General features: G+C 70.7%; 18 protein-coding genes. 7 read left to right on the top strand and 11 right to left on the bottom strand.

Features of this window, described 5'->3' with window-relative positions:
• Window positions 1-107: 107 nt before the first annotated feature.
• Window positions 108-1,073: a DMT family transporter gene (locus BUF17_RS04920; protein WP_084564050.1), complete on the bottom strand. Its 966-nt coding sequence runs from the start codon at window positions 1,071-1,073 to the stop codon at window positions 108-110.
• A 336-nt stretch (window positions 1,074-1,409) separates the two neighbouring features.
• Here BUF17_RS04920 and BUF17_RS04915 point away from each other — a divergent pair, with 336 nt between their 5' ends.
• Both BUF17_RS04915 and BUF17_RS04910 read left to right on the top strand, forming a co-directional pair.
• Window positions 1,410-2,702 carry an adenylosuccinate synthase gene (locus BUF17_RS04915; RefSeq protein ID WP_073626236.1) on the top strand — a complete coding sequence of 431 codons (1,293 nt, stop codon included), beginning with the start codon at window positions 1,410-1,412 and terminating at the stop codon, window positions 2,700-2,702.
• 323 nt (window positions 2,703-3,025) lie between these two features.
• The gene (locus BUF17_RS04910) at window positions 3,026-4,660 is read left to right on the top strand and encodes a hypothetical protein (protein ID WP_073626234.1); all 1,635 of its coding nucleotides are present in this window, start codon (window positions 3,026-3,028) and stop codon (window positions 4,658-4,660) included.
• 133 nt (window positions 4,661-4,793) lie between these two features.
• Here BUF17_RS04910 and ruvB read toward each other — a convergent pair whose 3' ends face one another.
• The 4 genes from ruvB to BUF17_RS04890 form a co-directional block, all read right to left on the bottom strand.
• Window positions 4,794-5,852 carry a Holliday junction branch migration DNA helicase RuvB gene (ruvB, locus tag BUF17_RS04905; protein ID WP_073626232.1) on the bottom strand — a complete coding sequence of 353 codons (1,059 nt, stop codon included), beginning with the start codon at window positions 5,850-5,852 and terminating at the stop codon, window positions 4,794-4,796.
• 61 nt (window positions 5,853-5,913) lie between these two features.
• Complete coding sequence (ruvA, locus tag BUF17_RS04900) at window positions 5,914-6,525, bottom strand: Holliday junction branch migration protein RuvA (RefSeq protein WP_073626230.1); 612 nt, start codon at window positions 6,523-6,525, stop codon at window positions 5,914-5,916.
• A gap of 112 nt (window positions 6,526-6,637) precedes the next feature.
• The gene (gene ruvC / locus BUF17_RS04895; protein WP_084564047.1) at window positions 6,638-7,222 is read right to left on the bottom strand and encodes a crossover junction endodeoxyribonuclease RuvC; all 585 of its coding nucleotides are present in this window, start codon (window positions 7,220-7,222) and stop codon (window positions 6,638-6,640) included.
• 60 nt (window positions 7,223-7,282) lie between these two features.
• Window positions 7,283-7,660: an MAPEG family protein gene (locus BUF17_RS04890; protein WP_073626228.1), complete on the bottom strand. Its 378-nt coding sequence runs from the start codon at window positions 7,658-7,660 to the stop codon at window positions 7,283-7,285.
• Window positions 7,661-7,876: 216 nt separating this feature from the next.
• Between BUF17_RS04890 and BUF17_RS04885 the strand changes: the two genes are divergently transcribed.
• Together BUF17_RS04885 and BUF17_RS22840 are read left to right on the top strand one after the other, a co-directional pair.
• Window positions 7,877-8,275: a VOC family protein gene (locus BUF17_RS04885; RefSeq protein WP_073626226.1), complete on the top strand. Its 399-nt coding sequence runs from the start codon at window positions 7,877-7,879 to the stop codon at window positions 8,273-8,275.
• Window positions 8,276-8,481: 206 nt separating this feature from the next.
• Window positions 8,482-8,934 (top strand): arsenate-mycothiol transferase ArsC, encoded by a 453-nt coding sequence (locus BUF17_RS22840; RefSeq protein WP_073626224.1) that lies wholly within the window; start codon window positions 8,482-8,484, stop codon window positions 8,932-8,934.
• 19 nt (window positions 8,935-8,953) lie between these two features.
• Here BUF17_RS22840 and nth read toward each other — a convergent pair whose 3' ends face one another.
• Window positions 8,954-9,778, bottom strand: coding sequence for an endonuclease III (gene nth, locus BUF17_RS04875; protein WP_244530764.1), 825 nt, complete (start codon window positions 9,776-9,778; stop codon window positions 8,954-8,956).
• Between the two features lie 64 nt (window positions 9,779-9,842).
• On the opposite strand from nth, the gene BUF17_RS04870 reads away from it, so the two are divergent.
• Complete coding sequence (locus tag BUF17_RS04870) at window positions 9,843-10,334, top strand: DUF2244 domain-containing protein (protein ID WP_073626222.1); 492 nt, start codon at window positions 9,843-9,845, stop codon at window positions 10,332-10,334.
• Between the two features lie 102 nt (window positions 10,335-10,436).
• Window positions 10,437-11,342: a methylated-DNA--[protein]-cysteine S-methyltransferase gene (locus BUF17_RS04865; RefSeq protein ID WP_073626220.1), complete on the top strand. Its 906-nt coding sequence runs from the start codon at window positions 10,437-10,439 to the stop codon at window positions 11,340-11,342.
• Window positions 11,343-11,381: 39 nt separating this feature from the next.
• Here the strand turns inward: BUF17_RS04865 and BUF17_RS04860 are convergent, their stop codons facing one another.
• The 3 genes from BUF17_RS04860 to BUF17_RS04850 all read right to left on the bottom strand — a co-directional run bounded on the left by BUF17_RS04860 (window position 11,382) and on the right by BUF17_RS04850 (window position 13,577).
• Complete coding sequence (locus tag BUF17_RS04860) at window positions 11,382-11,939, bottom strand: HNH endonuclease (protein ID WP_073626218.1); 558 nt, start codon at window positions 11,937-11,939, stop codon at window positions 11,382-11,384.
• 160 nt (window positions 11,940-12,099) lie between these two features.
• Window positions 12,100-12,762, bottom strand: a complete 663-nt coding sequence (locus BUF17_RS04855; protein ID WP_073626216.1) for an alpha/beta hydrolase — start codon at window positions 12,760-12,762, stop codon at window positions 12,100-12,102.
• A 113-nt stretch (window positions 12,763-12,875) separates the two neighbouring features.
• A complete protein-coding gene (locus BUF17_RS04850) occupies window positions 12,876-13,577 on the bottom strand; it encodes a DNA-3-methyladenine glycosylase family protein (RefSeq protein WP_073626214.1) in 702 nt (233 codons plus the stop codon).
• 187 nt (window positions 13,578-13,764) lie between these two features.
• Here BUF17_RS04850 and gluQRS point away from each other — a divergent pair, with 187 nt between their 5' ends.
• Window positions 13,765-14,655 carry a tRNA glutamyl-Q(34) synthetase GluQRS gene (gene gluQRS / locus BUF17_RS04845; RefSeq protein WP_073626211.1) on the top strand — a complete coding sequence of 297 codons (891 nt, stop codon included), beginning with the start codon at window positions 13,765-13,767 and terminating at the stop codon, window positions 14,653-14,655.
• A gap of 24 nt (window positions 14,656-14,679) precedes the next feature.
• Here the strand turns inward: gluQRS and BUF17_RS04840 are convergent, their stop codons facing one another.
• Both BUF17_RS04840 and BUF17_RS04835 read right to left on the bottom strand, forming a co-directional pair.
• On the bottom strand, window positions 14,680-15,639 hold the full coding sequence (locus BUF17_RS04840; protein ID WP_084564038.1) for an AEC family transporter: 960 nt from the start codon (window positions 15,637-15,639) through the stop codon (window positions 14,680-14,682).
• Between the two features lie 114 nt (window positions 15,640-15,753).
• Window positions 15,754-16,527 (bottom strand): M48 family metallopeptidase, encoded by a 774-nt coding sequence (locus BUF17_RS04835; protein ID WP_073626209.1) that lies wholly within the window; start codon window positions 16,525-16,527, stop codon window positions 15,754-15,756.
• Window positions 16,528-16,858 lie beyond the last annotated feature (331 nt).

Raw genomic sequence — 16,858 nt, 5'->3', positions numbered from 1 at the left:
GGCGGCAACGAGGGCCTAACGCGAAAGCGGCCGTTCGGATCGCCTCCCGGCCCGAAAAATCAATCCCGGCGCCGGCCCGTTCGCGGTGGGCGCCGGACGAAGCATCGTCACGCGGCGGGGCGGCGGCGCTGGGTGATCGCGATCCCGCAGAGGATGAGCACGTAGCCGACGCCGTGATACCACGCCGGTCGCTCCCCCAGGAACAGCACCGCGAGGGCGGATCCGAACACGGGAATGAGGTGGAAGAACGGCCCCGCGCGATTCGGGCCGATGAGTTCCACGCCGCGGTTGAAGGCGAAATAGGCGGCGATCGAGGCGAACAGCACCACATAGGCCAGCGAGGCGAACGTGAGCGCGTCGGCATGGAGGTGCAGCCCGGAGGCGAGTTCCCACGCGAAGAACGGCCACAGCATCGCCTGGCCGAGGCCCATGGTGACCGCGATGAACGACATCGGGTGAATCTGCGGACGCTGCTTCAGGAGCGCCGAATAGAGCGCGTAGGCGAACACCGCGACCACGATCAGCACATCGCCCGGATTGAGCCGGAGGTGGGCGAGCACGGCCGGATCGCCGCGGCCGATGATGAAGGCGACGCCCACCAGCGACAGCGTCACGCCGCCGATCTGGGCGGGTGTCATGCGGTCGCGATAGAGCACGAACGACCAGAACCCGATCAGCAGCGGCGCCGTGGAGACCACGAGCACGCCGCTGATGGCGGTGGCATATTGCAGGCCGACATAGGACAGCGTGTTGTAGGCGGCGATGCCCGCGCCCGACATGACGCTGATCAGCCCGATATGGCGGCGGATCTCGCCGATATCGCGCACGAGGTGCCGCCAGCAGAATGGCAGCACGATCAGGAAGGCCGCCGTCCAGCGCACCTGCGCGAGCGCGACCGGCGGAACGTGGCCGGCGACGTACCGCCCGAGCACCATGTTGCCGCCCCAGAACAGGGTGGCAAGCGCGAGCAGCAGATAGGCGTTGTTCGCCAGGAAATTCAGCGGCGAGCGGCCGCCCGGGGCGGAATGCGCGGGCGGGTTCGAAGCGGGCGGCTTTGCAGCGGCGGGAGGCATCGGCAGGCACTCCGGGCGAATTCGCGTCGCCCGTCCTCTGCGGCGGGCTTTTTGATCTCGGACATGGCCGGCCTCGGGGCCGTGCTGTCCACTCCCTCCGTCGTGCTGTAGCAGACCCGGAGGATGCCGTCGCGCCTCCGGATGGGGCGCCGGCACGAATGGCGGCGAACGGGCTGCACCGCTGCCGCCGGCCCCGGCAGCGGGTGGCGGGCGGGCGACACCGCCGATCGGATGATTTCATCGCGGCGCAAAGCGCTCTATAGAAAGGCGCCTCCGACGCAGCCGGACAACGGCGGCGGGGGCCGGCAGGGCGGAAACCAGGGAAAGGCTCCAGGAATGGCAAACGTGGTCGTGGTCGGCTCCCAGTGGGGTGACGAGGGCAAGGGCAAGATCGTCGACTGGCTTTCCGAGCGTGCCGATGTCGTCGTGCGCTTCCAGGGCGGCCACAATGCCGGGCACACCCTCGTCATCGATGGCGTGAGCTACAAGCTGAGCCTGCTACCGTCCGGCGTGGTGCGCCCGGGCAAGCTCGCCGTCATCGGAAACGGCGTGGTGCTCGATCCCCATGCGCTCGCGGGCGAGATCGAGCGGCTCGCCGTCCAGGGCGTGGTCGTGACCCCCGACACCCTGCGCATCGCGGAAAACTGCGCGCTGATCCTGTCGCTGCACCGTGAACTCGACGCGTTGCGCGAGGCCTCCACCTCCGGCACCCGCATCGGCACGACCAAGCGCGGCATCGGCCCGGCCTACGAGGACAAGGTCGGCCGCCGCGCGATCCGCCTGATGGACCTCGCCGACCTCGAGGGCCTGAAGGGCAAGATCGAACGCCTGCTGGTGCATCACAACGCCCTGCGGCGCGGCCTCGGCGAACCGGAAATCTCGCCCGCCGCGATCTATGACGAACTCGCCTCCATCGCCGACAAGGTGCTGCCCTACATGGACACCGTCTGGCGCGTGCTCGACACCGCCCGCCGGGAAGGCCGCCGCATCCTGTTCGAGGGCGCCCAGGGCGCGCTGCTCGACATCGACCACGGCACCTATCCGTTCGTCACCTCGTCCAACACCGTGGCGGGCGCCGCGGCGAGCGGCTCGGGCGTCGGCCCCTCGGCGCTGCACTATGTGCTCGGAATCACCAAGGCCTACACCACCCGCGTCGGCGAGGGTCCGTTTCCGACCGAGCAGTTCGACGAGATCGGCGATTTCCTCGGCACCCGCGGTCACGAGTTCGGCACCGTCACCGGCCGCAAGCGCCGCTGCGGCTGGTTCGACGCCGTTCTGGTTCGCCAGACGATCCGCACCGCCGGCATCACCGGCATCGCGCTGACCAAGCTCGACGTGCTCGACGGTCTCGACGAGATCAAGATTTGCGTGGGTTATCGCCTTGATGGGCGCGAGATCGACTACCTGCCGGCCTCCCAGGCGGCGCAGGCGCGTGTCGAGCCGATCTACGAAACCGTGGAAGGCTGGCGCGAGACCACGGCGGGCGCCCGGTCGTGGGCGGAACTGCCCGCGCAGGCGATCAAATATGTCCGCCACGTCGAGGAACTGATCGGCGCGCCGGTGGCGCTCCTGTCGACGAGCCCGGAGCGGGACGACACGATTCTTGTCGAAGACCCGTTTCAAGACTAAACCCAAGAGCGGAAAGGCGTCGTAGCTCCGGCAGTCGCCTCGCCGCCTGTCTTGTGCTTGCGGCAGCAGCGGGTAAAAGCAGGTCGTCGGGGCAGGGGCGGCGGAGCGACGCCGGTCCCTTGCCGAAGTCCCGGCAAAGCGGACGATCCGCCGGCCTCCGGCGGCGGGAACGGCGCGGACGATGGTTCCGCGCGCAATTGCCGTTGTCGGCGGTTGCGCGCGCCGCCAGAGTCCGGCCATGATCCGGCCTGCTTTTTCGGGATGGTCCTCACGTGACGCGCGCGCCCGCTTGGAGGCGACGCGCCTGATAAATCGGGCACGCAATGGCGGATTATTACTCGGTGCTGCAACGAGCCGTGGCGATGTTGCCGGAGAACACCGGCCAGGCCCGCCGGGCGATCTATGAAAAGGCCAGGACCGCGCTCGTCAGGCAGCTCGAAAGCGTCAATCCGCCTCTGCCCGCCTCCGAGATCACCAAGCAGCGCCTCGCGCTTGAGGAGGCGGTTCGCCGAATCGAGCAGGAGACGGCCCGCTCCGCGCTGAACGCACCGCCGGCCGCCCGCCCGGCCGCCGCGCGCCCCGCCGCGCCGAAGCCCGCCACGCCACCCCCCGCGGCCCCCAAGGCGCCGCCGGCCGCCATCGAAGCCGAGCCGCCCCCGCCGCCGGTGCGCCAGCCGCCGCGCGATGTCGAGCCGTTCGTCGAGCCCCATGTCGACGACGAGGGCGAGGTCCCGGCGCCGGACGCCGCGCCGGGCTACGCGGATGCGGCTCCGCCGCAGCCTTCCTACGCGCCGAAGTCCCGGCCGCCCGAGCCGGCCTATTCCGCCGCGCCGCCTGCCGCCGAGCGCAGCCCCTATGCCCGCGCCCAGACCCCGCCGGGCCGCATCTCCGCGCCATCCGTCGACGACGGCCGCGAGGACGACGACTGGATCGATTCCGACCACCTGCCGGTGGATGAGACGCCGGCTGCCGCCAAGCCGGCGAAGAGCCGGCGCGGCCTGATTCTCGCGATCGTCGCCATTCTCGTCGTCGTGCTGGCAGGCGGCGCCTATGTGCTGCGCGACCATCTCGGCTTCGGCAAGACCGGTACTGAGACCGCCTCGGCCCCGGCCACCGAGACCGCGCCGGCCGGAACGTCGACCCCGGCGACGACGGAAACGCAGACCCCGAAGATCGAGGATCGCCTGCCGACCGAGCAGCCGGCTGCGACCCCGCCGGCGGCCTCCGCCGATTCGACACCGGCGGCTCCGGCAGATTCCGGCACGCCCGCCGCGTCCGAGACCCCGGCGCCATCAGCCGATTCGAATCAGGCGGCGGCACCCGACGCCACGCCGGCTCCGACGGAGACCCCCGCCGCGCCCGAAACGGCGGCGACCGACAACGCCCCGGCCGCGTCCGAGCCGGTTGCCGAAGCGCCGGGCCCGGCCACGGCCACGCTGTTCGAGGAGGGCGTCGCGCCTGACAGCCCCGGCGGCCAGTTCCCGGGTCAGGTGACCTGGGCGATGACCAACGAATCGATCGGCGGCGGCGCGCCCGAGCCCATCGTCCGTGCGGCGATCGACGTCGCCGACCGGTCGATGAAGGTCACTCTGGTGTTCCGCAAGAACCGCGACGCGGCGCTGCCGGCCAGCCACCTGATCGAGGTCTCGTTCGAACTCGGGCCGAAGTTCACCGGCGGCGGCATCGCCAACGTGCCCGGCATCATCATGAAGGCGACCGCGACCGACCGGGGCGATCCGCTCGCCGGTGCGTCGGCCCGGGTCTCCAACGGCCTGTTCTGGATTGCGCTGTCCGCCTCGGCCGCCGATGCCGAGCGCAACATGACGCTGCTGCGCACCCGTGAGTGGATCGACATTCCCATGCAGTACGCCAACGGCAAGCGTGCGATCCTGACGGTCCGCAAGGGCACGACCGGCGACAAGGCCATCGACGACGCCCTCGCCGCCTGGGCGAAATAAGCCCCGGTCGGCAGGCGACGTCGCTTCGCCGGCTGTCGTCCGTCGCCCTGGAGCGAACGCATCGCAAGAAAAAGGCGGGGTCTCGTGCCCCGCCTTTTTCGTGTCTGCCCCGGCTCGTCCCTTCGCGGGCGGATCAGCCGTCGCCGTTGAACAGGCCCATCTGGTCGGCGGGCAGGCTGGTCGGGGGCGCGAGGCCGAGGTGGCGGAAGGCGGCCGGCGTCAGCACGCGGCCCCGCGGCGTGCGCTGGGTCAGGCCCTGCTGGATGAGATAGGGCTCGACGATTTCCTCGATGGCGTCGCGCGGCTCCGACAGCGCGGCGGCGATGGTCTCGATCCCGACCGGCCCGCCGCCGAAATTCTCCGCGATCACCTTGAGATAGCGCCGGTCGAGGGTGTCGAGCCCGGCGGCGTCGACTTCGAGGCGCAACAGGGCATCGTCAGCGATGGCGCGGTCGATCGCTTCCTTGCCGGCGACGATGGCGAAGTCGCGCACCCGGCGCAGCAGCCGCCCCGCGATGCGCGGCGTGCCGCGGGAGCGCCGGGCGATCTCCGCAGCGCCGTCCGCCGTCATGCCGATGCCGAACAGCCGGGCGCCGCGGGTGACGATCGCCTCCAGTTCCTCCGCCGAGTAGAACTCGAGGCGGATCGGGATGCCGAAACGGTCGCGCAGCGGGTTGGTGAGAAGGCCGAGCCGGGTGGTCGCCCCGACCAGCGTGAAGCGGGCGAGGTCGATGCGCACCGAACGCGCCGCCGGGCCTTCGCCGATGATCAGGTCGAGCACGAAGTCCTCCATCGCGGGATAGAGGATTTCCTCGACCGCCGGGGAGAGCCGGTGGATCTCGTCGATGAACAGCACGTCGCGGTCTTCGAGATTGGTGAGCAGCGCCGCGAGGTCTCCGGCCTTGGCGATCACCGGGCCGGCGGTCGCCTTGAACGACACGCCGAGCTCGCGCGACACGATCTGCGCCATCGTCGTCTTGCCGAGGCCGGGCGGGCCGACCAGCAGCACGTGGTCGAGCGCCTCCCGGCGCGTGCGCGCCGCTTCGATGAAAACGGAGAGATTCTCGCGCGCCCGCGCCTGGCCGACGAAGTCGGCGAGCCGCTGGGGACGCAGCGCGACGTCGGCATCGTCCGGGCGCTCCTCGGCCGTCACCATCCGCTCGCCGTCTCCCTTGTCGAGGCGACCGCGCATCGGCGCCTCGCCGATTCGCCCCTTGCCGCCCGCAGGCCGTCCGCTCACGTCGCGCGCTCCCTCACCGTGCCAGTTCCTTCAGGCTGAGCCGGATCAGGCTCGCCGTGGGTGCGTCCTCGCCGGCCTCGGCACGGGCGCTGGCGACGGCGGCGCGCGCCTGCGGTTCGCCGTAGCCGAGATTGACGAGGGCCGAAATCGCATCCGCCGCGGCAGGATCGCGCGAAGGGGCCACCGCCGTGCCGCCGCCGATGATCGCACCCGGCGCGTCGAGCGGCGGGGCGACAGCCTTGAGTTCCGTCACCAGCCGCTCCGCGAGGCGCTTGCCGACGCCCGGCACCCGCGTGAGCGTATCCTTGTCCTGCAGCGCGATGGCGGCGGCGAGGTCATTGGCGCTCATCACGCCCAGCACCGCAAGCGCCACCTTGGCGCCGACGCCCTGCACGGTGCAGAGCTGGCGGAACCAGCCGCGTTCCGCCACGCTCGAAAAGCCGAACAGGCGAATCATGTCCTCCCGCACCAGCATCTCGATCACGAGGCTCGTCCGTTCGCCGGTCTTCGGCAGGTGGCCGAGCACGCGGGCGGGGCAGAACACCTCGTAGCCGACGCCGCCGACATCGAGGATGACGTGGTCGGCCGCGACGCTGTCGACGAGGCCGGTGAGCTTTCCGATCATGCGGGCCTGCCGATGGCGAGGGGTGGGTCGATAGCGGTGCCGGGACGCCGCGCGGCGCCCCCAAGGCGCGGGGAACGGGCTTCTGGCGCCGGCGTGCGGTCGGCCGGGGCGGTCATTTCGCCGCCGCCAGGGCGGCCGCCAGCCGCGGCGGCAGCGCGGCCTTCGCCTGCCGGCCGCGCTTCGGCTTCGCCATTTCCGCCAGAGCGCCGAGGCGCGAGGCGCGGTGGTGGGCGTGGCACAGGGCGATGGCGAGCGCGTCGGCGGCATCGTCGGTGTCGAAGGTCGCGCGCGGCAGCAGCACCTTCACCATCATGCGGATCTGCTGCTTCTCGCCGTGGCCGGCGCCGATCACGGCCTTCTTCACCGCGTTCGGGGCATATTCGCCGACGGACAACCCCGCGCGCGCCGGCACCAGCAGGGCGATGCCGCGGGCCTGCCCCAGCTTCAGCGTGCCGGTGGCGTCGCGGTTGACGAAGGTCTGCTCCACGGCCGCCTCGTGCGGCGCGATGCGGTCGAACACCGCCGTCAGCCCCTCGAACAGGTCGACCAGCCGGCGCGGCAGGTCGTCGTCGCCGTCGGAGGTGATGGTGCCGGAGGCGACGAAATGCACCGCGCTGCCGACGACCTCGATCGCCCCCCAGCCGGTGCGGCGGAGGCCGGGATCGATCCCAAGGATGCGAATCGGCTGCGGCGTCATGACGTTCCAGATAGCGCGATCGGGGGAGGGGGCCAAATGGCGGCGGGCGGGTTCACCGGATCAGCTCCACAACGGCGACACGAAGATCGCGCAGGCCGACAGAAAGCCGACCGCCCATGCGACCGACCGCGCCGCGCCGAGATTGGCGAGATAGCACGCCCCATAGGCCGCGCGCGCCACCACGAACACCAGCGCCGCCGCGTCGACGAAGCCCTGGGGCGCGCCGCGGAACTCGGCGAGCAGCACGGCCGGAATGAAGAACACCAGCGCCTCGAACCCGTTGAGGTGGGCGGAATAGGCCCGCCGCCGCAGTCCCTTCTGCGCCGCGTGGCAGGCGCGCGGGTCACGGTTGTCGAACGACGGGTCGAGCTTCGCCGGCAGCATGACGATGTAGGTCAGGAACACCGCGGCGGCGATGGTCCAGTCGGCGATGGTCATCGGCGCGATCTCCTGTGAAGGCCCTCGTCCCGCCTGCGGCGGAGGCGGCGTTATCCCGGTCGTTCCGGCGGAGGGCGGCGGAGCCCCCTTGCCGGCTGTCGCATCATGCTACACAAATGTTTCTGATTTGTTCCAGCGCTATTCTTAACTCCCCCGCCTTTCGGCGCCTGCGCCGTCCGGCGGCCGTTCCATAGAAAACAAGAAAGGACGAAGTCCATGATGGATCATGTCGGCATCACCGTCTCCGATTTCGGGCGCTCGATCGCGTTCTATCGCGCGGCGCTCGAACCGCTCGGCATCGCCGTGCAGATGGAGGTGACGCCCGAGATGACCGGCGGCACCGACCGCCACGCGGGCTTCGGCACCGAGGGCAAGCCGTTCTTCTGGATCGGCACGGGCGGGCGCGCGGGCGGCGCGGCCGGAATCCACATCGCCTTCGCCGCGGCGAATCGGGCCGAGGTCGATGCCTTCTACGCGGCGGCGATGGCTGCCGGCGGCAGCGACAACGGCGCCCCCGGCCTTCGGCCGCACTACCACGCCCACTATTACGGCGCGTTCGTGCTCGATCCCGACGGATGCAACATCGAGGCGGTCTGCCACACCCCGCCGGCCTGAGCGGGGTTGGCGCGGCCCACGGCCGACATGGTTGCCGGCGGATGTCATATGTTCGTCTCCTTACGGGACTATCCGACCGGTGCCGCGGCGGCCGGGTTTCTTCCCGGCCGCGGCCCCCTCGTCCCGGCGCTGAGTTGCGGGTCGTGGCGGCTGCCGGCGCCAACCGCCGCCGGCTGTCCGGGGCGGCCATCCCGAGGAGAAATGCCGTGAGTCGCGTGTCGGTGCTGTTTGTCTGCGCCCGCAATGCCGGGCTGAGCATCATGGCCGAGGCCTACCTCAATCATCTCGGCCTGCCGGGTTTCCGTGCCTTCTCCGCCGGCGTGGAGCCGGCCGATACTGTCCATCCGCGCGCGCTGGAGACGCTGGCCGGCGCCGGCCTCTCCACCGAGCGGCTGGAACCGAAGCCGCTGGAACTGTTCGCGTTCGACCTCGCGCCGGAGCCCGACGTGGTGGTGGCGCTCGGCCCGAAGGTGCTCGGCGTCGCCGAGCCGGCGTGGCGCAGTCCGCCCCGGCGGCTGGCGTGGCTGATTGAGGATCCGCTCGGCAAGGGCGGGCGGCGGGCCTTCGCCGAGGCCTATGATGCGGTGCGCCGGCGCGTCGATCACGCGCTCGCCGGCGCGCGGTTCGCTCCGGCCGGCGGCCTGATGGTGCCGGCCTGAGCGATCCCGCTGCGGGGCCTCAGGCGGCCAGCACCTTCTCCGGACTCTTGCAGAGGTCCGCGATGATGCAGCGCTCGCAGAGCGGTCTGCGGGCGACGCAGGTATAGCGGCCGTGCAGGATCAGCCAGTGGTGGGCGTGCTGGCGAAAGCGCGGCGGCACGATGCGCTCCAGCGCTTCCTCCACGGCGTCCGGCGTCTTGCCCGGCGCCAGCAGGATGCGGTTGGCGACGCGAAAGATGTGGGTATCGACCGCGATGGTCGGCTCGCCGAAGGCGACGTTGAGCACCACGTTCGCCGTCTTGCGCCCGACGCCCGGCAGCTCTTCGAGCGCGGCGCGGTTCGCAGGCACCTCGCCGCCATGGCGCTCCACCAGAATGCGCGACAGCGCCACCACGTTCTTCGCCTTGTTGCGGAATAGGCCGATGGTCTTGATCGCGTCGCGCACCCTGTCCTCGCCGAGGGCGAGCATCGCGGCGGGGGTGTCGGCCATGGCGAACAGGCCGCGTGTCGCCTTGTTCACGCCGGCATCCGTCGCCTGGGCGGAGAGAACGACCGCCACCAGCAGCGTGAACGGGTTGGAATAGACGAGCTCGCTGCGCGGATCGGGGTCCGCCGCCTCGAAGCGGGAAAAGATCGCCTCGATCTCGGCCGGGGAATAGGCGGTCACGCCGCCGAGGCTCGCGGCGGTCTCGGCAGCGCGCGTGTTCGCCTTGGCCTTGGTGGGCCTGCGGACGGCGACGGCCGGGGCCGCCGCCGCCGGCTTCAGCGCGGCTTTCGCCACCTTCGGCGAAGCCGCTCCGCTTGCCTTTCGCGCGCCCGGCGATACCGTCTTTGCGGTTTTCATGGCTGATCTATAATGCTCCGCACTTTCCGATCGAAACCATAGGCCGGACCGGACGTTGCCTGCCATGGCCGAACGCTTCGACGACACCACTTTCTTCCGCGCCGTGTTGACGCCCCACCGCTCCCTGGGGCGGCGGGGATTTCTCGTGCTGATGTCGGTGCTGGTGGCGATCTCGTTCTCGGCCGGTCTCCTGTTCTGGTCGATCGGCGCGTGGCCGGTGTTCGGCTTCTTCGGGCTCGATGTGCTCCTGGTGTGGTTCGCCTTCCGCGCCAACTACATCGCGGCCCGCGCGCGGGAGGAGATCGAGGTCTCGCCCGTGGAAATCCGCATCCGCCGCATCTCCGCCAAGGGCGCGGTGGCGACCGAGAGCCTCAACCCCGCCTGGGCGCGCCTCACGGTCGAGCGCGTGGAGGACGAGGGTGTGGTGCGGATCGCGCTCGCCTCTCACGGTCGCTCGGTCGAGATCGGCCGGTTTCTCGGCCCGGTCGAGCGGGAAAGCTTCGCCGTGGCATTCGGCGCCGCGCTGGCGACGGCGCGCAGCGGCGGGCCCGCCTGAGGCCGCCGTCCGAAATCGGATTGGCGGCGCGGCGGCTCCACGCGAGGATGGCGAACCGAATCCCGGCGCGGTGCGCCGGATCCCTCTGCCCGGATTGTTGTCATGAGCCTTGCCGAAGCGACCCTCGCCGACCTGGCACCCGAACGGGAGGAGACCGATCCCGGTCCCTCCGCCGACTACGATCTGGTGCGCCGCGCGCTCGCCTTCGTGTCCGAGCGCTGGCGCGACCACCCGGAAGTCGCCGATATCGCCAACGCGGCGGGGATCTCGCCCGTGCGGCTGGAGCGCGCCTTCCGCCGCTTCGCCGGCATCACGCCGAAGCAGTTTCTCCATGCCGTGACGCTCGATCACGCCCGGCGCCTGCTCAGGGTGGAAGGCGCCAGCGTGTTCGACACCACCTACGAACTCGGGCTTTCCGGCCCGGCGCGGCTGCACGACCTGTTCGTCACCCACGAGGCGATGACGCCGGGCGCCTATCGCGCCGGCGGCGAGGGGCTCGAAATCCGCTATGGCTGGCACGACAGCCCGTTCGGCCGCGCGCTGGTGATGGTGACGGATCGCGGGCTCGCCGGTCTGGCGTTCGCCGACGCCGGTGAGGATGCCGCCGCGTTCGAGGATATGCGCGGCCGCTGGCCCCGCGCCCGCTATGTCGAGGATGCCGCGGCCACCGCGCCGCTCGCGGCGCGCGCCTTCGATCCCGCGGAATGGAAGGCCGACCGGCCGCTGCGCGTGGTGCTGATCGGGTCCGATTTCGAGGTGCAGGTCTGGGAAACGCTGCTGTCGATCCCGTTCGCGGGCGCGACCACCTACACCGACATCGCCGGGCGCATCGGCCGGCCCACTGCCGCCCGGGCGGTCGGCTCGGCGGTCGGGCGCAATCCGGTGTCGTTCGTGGTTCCCTGCCACCGGGTGCTCGGCAAGAGCGGCGGCCTGTGCGGCTATCACTGGGGCCTGCCGCGCAAGCGCGCCATCCTCGGCTGGGAAGCCGGGCTCGCCGGCACGGTGTGACGCGGCGGAAGGGCACGAGGACGCGGTGTCCGCGTCCGCTCACGGCTCCAGTTCGGCGTCCCAGTACAGGAAGTCGAGCCAGCTTTCGTGCAGATAGTTCGGCGGGAACAGGCGGCCGTTATTGTGCAGGTCCTGCACGTTCGGGCGGAAGGGCATCTGGCGCGGCCACATGTTCACTTCCTTGCAGCTCTTGCTGCCCTTCATCAGGTTGCAGGGCGAGCAGGCCGCCAGCACGTTCTCCCACGTCGTCTGCCCGCCCTTGGAGCGCGGGATCAGGTGGTCGAAGGTCAGGTCGTCGCGCGAGCCGCAATATTGGCATTCGAAGCGATCGCGCAGGAACACGTTGAAGCGCGTGAAAGCCGGGTTGCGGGCCGGCTTGATGTAGGTCTTCAGGGAAACGACGCTCGGCAGCTTCATGTCGAAGGTGGGGCTTCGCACCTTCACGTCGTATTCCGAGACGATGTTCACGCGATCGAGAAACACCGCCTTGATCGCGTCCTGCCAGGACCAGAGCGACAAGGGGTAATAGCTCAGAGGCCGGTAATCGGCATTGAGCACTAGCGTGGGATGCGCATCGGGCGAGACGGCGATAGTCACGGCCTGCTCCTCATACCGGAATCACGATGACCCCCTGGACGAGCGCAGTCAGATTGTAGAGCCAAGATGTCGGCCGTGTGAAGTCCCGCGCAAATGGCCGGTCGGTGCGGGACGAGAGGCCCCGCAGGATGTGCCTGAGGCTCCGGTTCGGGCCGGCGTGCTACCGGCCGCGCGCGAAGGCGTGGGCCAGCGAGGCGAGGCCGATCGCGGCGCCCTCCGCATCGACCCCGTGACCGAGGCCGGGCCGCATGTGGCTGTCGACCCGCGCGCCGGCCAGGGAAAGCGCCTCGGCGGCGATCTGCGAGTAGGGGGCGGGCACCACCTCGTCGTCCTCGCCGTGGATCAGCACCACCTGCGGCGGCGGGCGCACCATCTCCATGTCGAGGCGCTCGGTGGCGGGCAGCAGGCCGGAATAGCCGATGATCACCGCCGGCGCGGCGGGTCGTCGCAGGCCGGTGTGCAGCGCCATCATCGCGCCCTGGCTGAAGCCGACGAGGGCGAGGTCGCCGGGTCCGAGCCCGAGCGATTCGAGCTCCGCGGCCAGAAACGATTCGAGCAGCGGGCGGGCGGCGTCCGCCCCGCGCGAGAACTCCGAGGGATCGCGGAAGGACAGCGGAAACCACTCCCGTCCGAACGGCGCGCCGCCGCAGGGGAACGGTGCGTGGGGCGAGAGAAAGGCGACGTCCGGCAGCGAATCCGCGAAGGCCTCGGCGAGCGGAACGAGGTCGTCGCCATAGGCGCCATAACCGTGCAGCAGCACGACGAGCTTCCGGGCGGCACCGCCGGAGGCGGGCGCGAGGCGGGGGCCGTCGAGAAGGGGCATTGCGATCACCGTGGCTGACGGGAGTGCCCGTCGGGTTCGTTGCGGGGCGTCGTCCGGCGGGCGTGCCCGCATGGCGGCGCCATGGCCGTCCGGGCCGCGCGCCGAGGATATTCTCAGGGCGGCAGCGCCATCCGGCCGGCGCGGAGCGTGCGATAATAGGCCCAGAACAGCCGCGCCGCCACCGACCGCCACGGCTGCCACCGCAGGGCCTCCGCCTCGACGGTCGCCATCGCCCGGCGTGGCGGCAGGCCACCGCCGATGCCGAGCCCGGCGGCGACGGCGGTGCGCAGCGCGACGTCGCCCACAGGGAAAACGTCCGGGTGGCCGGCGCAGAACATCAGGAAAGCGTCCCGCGTCCAGGGCCCGATGCCGGGAAGCGCGGTGAGCACGGCGATCATGGCCGCGGTCTGCGGCGCCGCGATCCCGGTGGTGCCGAGAGCCGTGAGGTCGAGCCGGCCGGCGACGACGGCTTCGGCCGCCGCCTGCAACGTACGCACCTTGGCGCGCGACAGCCCCGCCGCGATCCGGCCGGCTTCGTCGAGCGCCAGAAAGCCCGCCGCCTCGCCGCCACCCGCCGTATCAAGCCGTTGCCAGATCGCGGCGGCGCTCGCCGTCGAGACCTGCTGGGCGACCACGATCCGGGCGAGGCCGCAGAACCCGGCTGCATCGCGGCGCAGCGGCAGCGGCCCGGCCGCCGCCGCGATCGGCACCAGACGCGGGTCGAGGCGGAGGAGGGCCGCAAGGCCTTCGGCGACGTCGGCATCGGTTTCGATGCGGCGGAAAGGGGAGGTGGGCTCGGCCGCAAGATCGGTCATGGAGGGCTCATCGCAGGCCCTGAGCGTGGTGGCGGGCCGGGTCGGGGCGGTTGCGGCAACGCGGCGCCGGGGCAGGGCGGCAAGAGGATGCGAGGTCAGGCCGCCCAGGGGCGGCAAGCGGATGTTGCCAGCAGGGCAACGGCAATGGTTCTTCAGTCGCAATCACACTCTCAACCGGGATTCGACCGTGGCGCCACCCGTTTTCCGCTTTGCCCCGAGCCCGAACGGCAGGCTGCATCTCGGTCATGCGCTGTCGGCGCTCCTGAATTTCGACATGGCGCAGGCGGCGGGCGGGCGGTTCCTGCTGCGCATCGAGGATATCGATCTGTCGCGCTGCCGGCCGGAATACGAGGCGTCGATCCTGGAGGACCTCGCCGGGCTCGGCATCCGATGGGAAGAGCCCGTGCGCCGGCAGTCGGAACACTTCGACGCCTATGCCGCCGCGCTCGCGGTGCTCGACCGGGCCGGGCTGCTCATGCGTTCCTACGCCTCGCGGCGCGAGATCGCCGAAGCCGCGCGGGCGGCGGATGCGGCCGGTGCGGGATGGCCGCGCGATCCCGACGGCGCGCCGCTGTTTCCGGGCGACGCCCGTCTTCCGGCCGCCGACGAGATCGCGCGCCGGCGGGACGGCGGCGAGCCGGCCGCGATCCGCCTCGATATGGGCCGGGCGCTTTCCGTCGCCGGGCCGCTGACATGGCGGGAGACCGGCGCCGGGCCGTCCGGCGAGACCGGCACGATCGCCGCCGATCCCGCCGCGTGGGGCGATGTCGTGCTGGCGCGCAAGGAAACCCCGACGAGCTACCACCTTTCCGTCGTCGTCGACGATGCGCTGCAGGGCGTCACCCACGTCGTGCGCGGGCGGGACCTGTTTCATTCGACCGCGGTCCATCGGCTGCTGCAGAGGCTGCTCGGTCTGCCGGAACCCGTCTACCACCACCACGCGCTGGTGCTGGACGAGACCGGCGAGAAGCTCTCGAAGTCGCGCGGCGGCACCGTGCTCGCCGATCTTCGCGCGGGCGGCGCGACGCCGCAGGACATCCGCGCGATGGTCGGCCTCGGGCCGCCTCGCGCGACCTGACCGCGGGGACAGCTCCGGCCGGGTTCAGGGAATGCCGATGATGCCGAGCCAGATGCCGATGGTGATCGCGGCGGCGGCGGAGGTGACGGTGATCGCGTTCGAGGCGAGCCCGAGGCCGACGCCGGCGCGGTTGGCGATGAGGTAGGCGTTGACGCCTGTCGCCGAGGCGGCCGAAACGGTGGCGACCGCCGACCAGATCGGCGGCATCGTCATCACGTAGCGGCTCATCACGAACACGATCGCAGGCATGACGACGAGCTTCAGCACCACGATCACGCCGCTGGCGGCGATGTGCTCGCGCAGGCCGTAGCGCTTCAGGCTCATGCCGAGCGCGAACAGGGCGCACGGCACGGCGGTATCCGACAGGCGCACCACGATCTCCTCCACCGGCCCTTCGATGGAGATGCCGAGCGCGCGCACCACCGCGCCCGCGAAGATGCCGATGACGATCGGGTTCTTGACGATGTTGACGACGATCCGCTTCGTCAGGTGCGCCACGTTGAAATGCCGGCGGCCCGACTGCGCCATCTCGATACGCTCGAACAGCACGGTGGCCGCGACCGTCATGATCGGCAGGTGCACCGAGATCAGCAAGAGCAGCGGCACGTCGCCGGCCTTGCCGTAGACCGAGAACACGATCGGGATGCCGAGCATCGCCGTGTTGGAGAAGGCGGAGGACACTCCCGCCACGATGCCGATGCGCGCCTCGCCGCCGAACAGCCGCCGGTAGCAGAAATCGCCGAGACCCCAGGTGATCACGACCCCGGTGAAATAGGCGATCCAGAACGGCCAGGGTGAGATATCGGGAAAGTGGGCCTTGGCGAGCGCGTGGAACAGCAGTGCCGGCAGCGCGATGGTGGCGGCGAAGGTGCCGAGCGCATCCGATACGGCCACCGGCATCAGCTTGAGCGTCGCGGCGAGCCAGCCGAGGCCGAGCAGCCCGAACACCGGCACCAGCAGCATGAAGATCTCGGTGAACGACATGGCAGGCCCCGGATAGGCGAAACCAGACAAGCAGGAGCGACGTAGCAGGACCAACGAAGCAGGGCATTAAGATGCACGATCCGCGCCGCCCGGTCGCGGCACGGCCGCGATCCCTCAGGCGTCTCGGGGACCGATGGCGTGGAGCAGCGGACCGTGCTGCTTGAGCCAGAGACGACCCTGCCGCGCTTCCGGGTGAAGCCGCGCGACGAGCCGCCAGAAGGCGGGCGAATGGTTCATCTCCACGAGATGGGCCACTTCGTGCGCGACGAGATAGTCGAGAACGAACGGCGGCGCCAGCACGACCCGCCATGAGAACGAGAGGATGCCGTCGCTGGTGCACGAGCCCCACCGGCTGGTGGTGTCGCGGATGCGCACGGCCTTCGCCGCGACGCCGAGGGCAGCGGTGTCGCGCCGGACGGCGTGATTGATGGCGGCTTCGGCCTCGCGCCGCAGGAAGGTCGACACCCGGCGCGGCAGCGCCAGCGGATCCCCGCTGACGACGAGGCGCGCAACGCCGTCCTCCCCGATCTCCGCGCGGACGCCGCCGCGCATCCGGCCGTCATGGTGGATCAGGTGCGGCGTGCCGCGGAACGGAACGGTCTCGCCGGCGCGGAACGGCACCGGCTGCGGCCGCCGCGCCATGCGTTCGGCGAGCCAGGCGCGGTGTTCGTGCAGGAAGGCACGCACCGCCGCCTCGTTCACCCTGGGCGGCACGGTGACGACAGGCGAATCCGTGCCGATCGGCAGCCGCAGCGTCAGGCGGCGCGCACGCGCGTTGACCCGCAGCCGCACCGGTACGATGCGGCGGTCGATCTCGACCGCGAGCGTCTCGGGCAGCGGCCGGGCGGTCCGGCGGCGGACCTCCGAGATGGTTTGGAACAGACCCATGAGGCGTGAACGGCCAACCCTGACGGCAGAACCTGGCGGATGAAACGGGGAGCCCGCGAGCCGGCCGGGCGGGCCGAATCGCGCCGCTCCAGTCTGCCGCGTTCCCGGCGCGATGTCTGCCGTCAGTCCGCCGGCGCACTCGGCCCGCGCGTTGATGCGACTGATTGTTAATTACAGGAAATGTACCCGCTTTGGGGAACAGCCGTCTATTCAACACGGCGCAGAGGAGTATCTTCATCTCATCGACGCGGCGATGTCGAACGAAGAAACGACGAAACTAAAATCGCTTCTTCTGAAAACATCACAAACGCCGATGCCGACCAAGTCTTGA

The sequence above is a fragment of the Pseudoxanthobacter soli DSM 19599 genome (genome assembly GCF_900148505.1).
GTDB lineage: Bacteria > Pseudomonadota > Alphaproteobacteria > Rhizobiales > Segnochrobactraceae > Pseudoxanthobacter > Pseudoxanthobacter soli.
Note: the sequence above shows the minus strand (reverse complement) of the source record. Positions and strands in the feature narration are given on the sequence as shown.